This is a genomic window from Candidatus Binataceae bacterium (assembly GCA_036495685.1).
Taxonomy (GTDB): domain Bacteria; phylum Desulfobacterota; class Binatia; order Binatales; family Binataceae; genus JAFAHS01.
In genome coordinates this window covers 1-3,656 of the sequence record DASXMJ010000150.1, presented here as the reverse complement: position 1 = coordinate 3,656, position 3,656 = coordinate 1, and the positions used below count along the sequence as shown (strand labels likewise).

Sequence of the window (3,656 nt, the reverse complement as noted above, 5' to 3'; positions counted from 1 at the left end):
TGATGCGCGGAAATTTCATCAGTGGCGCCGAAGCGGGACGAATCGGGATGGTCAACTACGCGGTCGGACCGGACGATGTGATGACCAAGGCACGCGAGCTGGCGCGGGAGCTTGCCGACGGACCCACGTGGGCAATTCGCTGGAGTAAGTTGGCGGTTAACAAATGGCTCAAGCAGCAGGCTAACCTTATCCTCGACGCGTCGCTCGCCTACGAGATGATGACCTTCAACACCAAAGACCATCAGGAAGCGGTGAAAGCTTTCGTGGAGAAGCGCAAACCCAATTTCGCCAGAGCCGACTAAGACGTCGACCAGCGTCCGCAACTTTCGCTCGCTCTTGCCCCGCTCGCGCCCGTCACATACGGAAAACAGAGCGGGGTAGAGTTGTTATGAAGCGATTTCTCTTGGCGCTGGCGATTGCGATCGTGTTCGGCGGCTGCGCCGAAGAACAACATCTCGATCAGGATGTAACTCAACTCCACGAACAGCAGGATGCGCTCAGTGCTGCAATTAAAAAGATCCAGGTGGTGTCGAAGGACACGGTGAAGGGCCATCCCCAGTACTCAAAGCTCGGCTCGGTGCAGGGTTACTGTTTCAACACACCAAACTCCACCAGCGGCCAGGTGGTTCACGGCGATGGCCTGCGGGCCGCCGCCTATCGCAAGTATGGCGACCACGTCGATGCGGTTGTAGGGACCACGATCTACTTCGTGGCCGACGATGCGTCGGCGGTCTCCGAACCGTACACGGAGGGCGGCTACTTCGAATGCACCGGTACGGCGGTGCATTTTACCGGCGCGGCCAACTAAGATCCCATCCGCAGAGCGCGCAGATTTTCACAGCATTCCGAAATCCAACTGTGAGATCCGCGCGATCTGCGGACTTATGCTTTTGACCCTAGTTCAGATCGATCTGATACAAACGCGCCGCGTTTTCACAGACGATCTTGCGTTTCACCGCTTCCGGAACATGTTTGAAGTCGCGCGCAATCACGTCTTGTGAGTGGGGCCACGTCGAGTCGGTATGTGGAAAGTCCGAGGCCCACATGAAGTTGTCCTCGCCGAAGAACTGCACCAGCATCGGGCCGACCGGATCGTCCTGGAAGGTCGCCCACACATTGCGGCGTACGTACTCGCCCGGCGTCATATCGAGCGGCTCTTCCATCATCGCGCCGAACTTCTCGAATGCGTGGTCGAGCCGGTACATGTAGTGTGGCAACCATCCGCTGTCATTCTCCGCGGATACGATCTTCAAACGCGGAAAGCGCATCAACACGCCCCCGCAGATTATATCGGTTAGCGAACGCTGCACCTCGTGCAGGATATTCATGTAGCCGCGAATGAACGACGGCTCGCGTGTCTTGGCCTTCTGCTGTTCCTCTTTGGAGCGCGGCGGTCGCTTGCCGGTGATGACGTGCAGCGACAGCGGCATCTGCAAGTCCTCTGCGACCTGCCAGAACGGATCGTAGGATTTATGCCAGTAGGGGCTTTCTGCCGGAGGCGAACCCCAGATCATTGCCCCCTTGAGCCCAATCTTTTTCGCGCGTTCGAGCTCCTTGGCGCCTTCGTTGATATCTTCGAGCGAGATCAGTGCAATCGCGTGCAGACGGCGCGGATCGTAGGAAGCAAAGTCCGCGACCCAATCGTTGTAAACCCGAAAACACTCACGCTGCAGGTCGGCATCATGGAGTCCAAACAGGGGCATGCCCAGCGTGGTGTACAGGATCTCGGCCTGCACGCCATCGACGTCCTGGTCCTTGATGCGCTCGGCAGGGTCCCAACCACTTGGGCGCGCCGCCTTGTAGCCTTCGTCCTTATTTGCGCGCTTCATGAATTCGCGGAGCTCTTCGCCGCTGCGGCCGGCCGCAAATCCGCCCGCGACCGGAAAGGCTGGAATATCGGGCGCCACAAAAATAAACGTGCCGCGGTTTTCGCTCCTGATGATGCGCGGCGCACGATCGCGAAATTTCTGGTCCAGCCTCTCGGTCCAGAGATCCGCGGGTTCGGTCATGTGAGAGTCAGCGGAGATTACCTTGATTGGTGTTGCTGCCATGGGTCAGCACCTCCGAGCTTGATGGGCTCTAGGCGATTTCTAGCGCAGCTGGCCGTCGACGTACCAGCCGGAGCAATCGGGTCGGAGCCGAATGTCGGACTCACCGCAGGCCTCGGCCGGTGCCGGCGACCGGTGGCTCGTGCTCAATTTTCAATCATTTCATCAGCGGAGTATCCTCGATCCAGTGTCCGCGTCTTCGCTTCCATTCCTGCGTCTCTGTGGCCCGCCCCGAGCGCAAGGATGCCAGCACGGCGAAACCTTGCGAAAATCCATAAGCGATGTCCGCCACCGCTGGCGCGAAAGCCTGACCCAACGCTTTGGCGTCCATCCCGATTCCTTCATCGAGGCGTTTCTCGCGCAAACCCGGTTTGTGGCCGCGATGCGATACTGGACCCCGGCGCTGCTGGAAGAAATCGAGGGTATCGCCGAAGGCAGCGGACGATCCTTGCCGGAGACCTTAGCGTTTCAATTCATGGACGAGGAATGGTGGTTCGGGGCGAGGCACTACCGCCGGCCCTCCGCGGAGGCCAATCACTGCAGTATCATCGCAATCCGCGGACGCGAGGGCCAAGCTCCAATTCTCGCCCAGAATATGGACCTGCGCGCCTACCTAGACGGCGGTCAGGCGGTTATCAGCACGGCCAGAAACGGCGGACCGCGCACCACGGTCATGACGATCTGCGGAATGATCGGGCTTTGCGGAGCGAACGAAGCGGGGGTCGGCGTTGCGGTGAACACGCTGTGGCAGCTATCGAGCGCCGCCGATGGCCTGCCGGTCGCGTGCGTAATGCGCGAGATAGTGGAGCAACCTGATCTGGCTGCGGCCGCGAAATGGATCTGCCAGCCGCGGCACGCGTCAGGTCAGCACTATCTCATCGGCGACCCAGGAGGATTCGCGAGCTTCGAGGCGTCGGCGACCCTGGTAAGTAGTGTTCCCTGGAAGGACTCTCCCGTCTTCGTGCATACCAATCATCCGCTTGCGGCTGCACCCAACGAGCGGCTTAGGAGGGCCGAAGCAGATTCGCGAGGCCGCTACGAAAGGCTGTGCAATTTGATGGCTGCTAAGACGCCCGCCCTTGAGGAGGTCAAGGCCGCTCTGTCTTCCCCCGAAGGACCGCATTCTATCTCGGTTCGTCCTTCGCCAGACGATGCGACCAGCACCATGACATTCGCCTCGATCGTGATGGAGTTGAAGCGCCCCCCCACAATTCAACTGGCCGGCGAACCGCCCTGCCTGAATGCCTACCGCCCGGTAGGCTGGTAGTCGGCACCAAACTTTCTGCGCGGGCCGAGGTTTACCAGAAAATAGCGAAGCGGGCGGCCCGCAACTGCAAGCCGCCCGGTTCTGAACTGGCTTAAGAGCGCCGCTCAGCGGCCGCCGGTGTTCTCTACCATCGCCCCTGTGGTGAAGTCCGCCTTGCTCACCGAGCCCATGTTGATGTACCAGCATTCACGCTCGGGTGCATTTGGTGTCGGCAGGTCACAGAAGCTGGAAAGGCCCGTCTGGACGTTGGTGCTGGTGCCATTGACCTGGAACAGGCGCTTGAACGGATAGATCGCGATTTTCGCATCCGGCACCGGCCGGTCGCGATAGGTCAGCCAGTT

5 protein-coding genes are annotated in these 3,656 nt (G+C 60.0%); 3 read left to right on the top strand and 2 right to left on the bottom strand.

Annotation, left to right across the window (positions count from 1 at the left end):
• Together VGI36_14375 and VGI36_14370 are read left to right on the top strand one after the other, a co-directional pair.
• The coding region (locus tag VGI36_14375) for an enoyl-CoA hydratase-related protein (protein ID HEY2486334.1) at nt 1-302 on the top strand (302 nt) is incomplete at its 5' end.
• Between the two features lie 86 nt (nt 303-388).
• Complete coding sequence (locus VGI36_14370; GenBank protein HEY2486333.1) at nt 389-808, top strand: hypothetical protein; 420 nt, start codon at nt 389-391, stop codon at nt 806-808.
• Between the two features lie 88 nt (nt 809-896).
• Here the strand turns inward: VGI36_14370 and VGI36_14365 are convergent, their stop codons facing one another.
• On the bottom strand, nt 897-2,051 hold the full coding sequence (locus tag VGI36_14365; protein ID HEY2486332.1) for an amidohydrolase family protein: 1,155 nt from the start codon (nt 2,049-2,051) through the stop codon (nt 897-899).
• A gap of 91 nt (nt 2,052-2,142) precedes the next feature.
• Here VGI36_14365 and VGI36_14360 point away from each other — a divergent pair, with 91 nt between their 5' ends.
• Nucleotides 2,143-3,315: a C45 family peptidase gene (locus VGI36_14360; GenBank protein ID HEY2486331.1), complete on the top strand. Its 1,173-nt coding sequence runs from the start codon at nt 2,143-2,145 to the stop codon at nt 3,313-3,315.
• A 104-nt stretch (nt 3,316-3,419) separates the two neighbouring features.
• Here the strand turns inward: VGI36_14360 and VGI36_14355 are convergent.
• Nucleotides 3,420-3,656: hypothetical protein (locus VGI36_14355; protein HEY2486330.1), on the bottom strand; the 237-nt coding region annotated here is incomplete at its 5' end.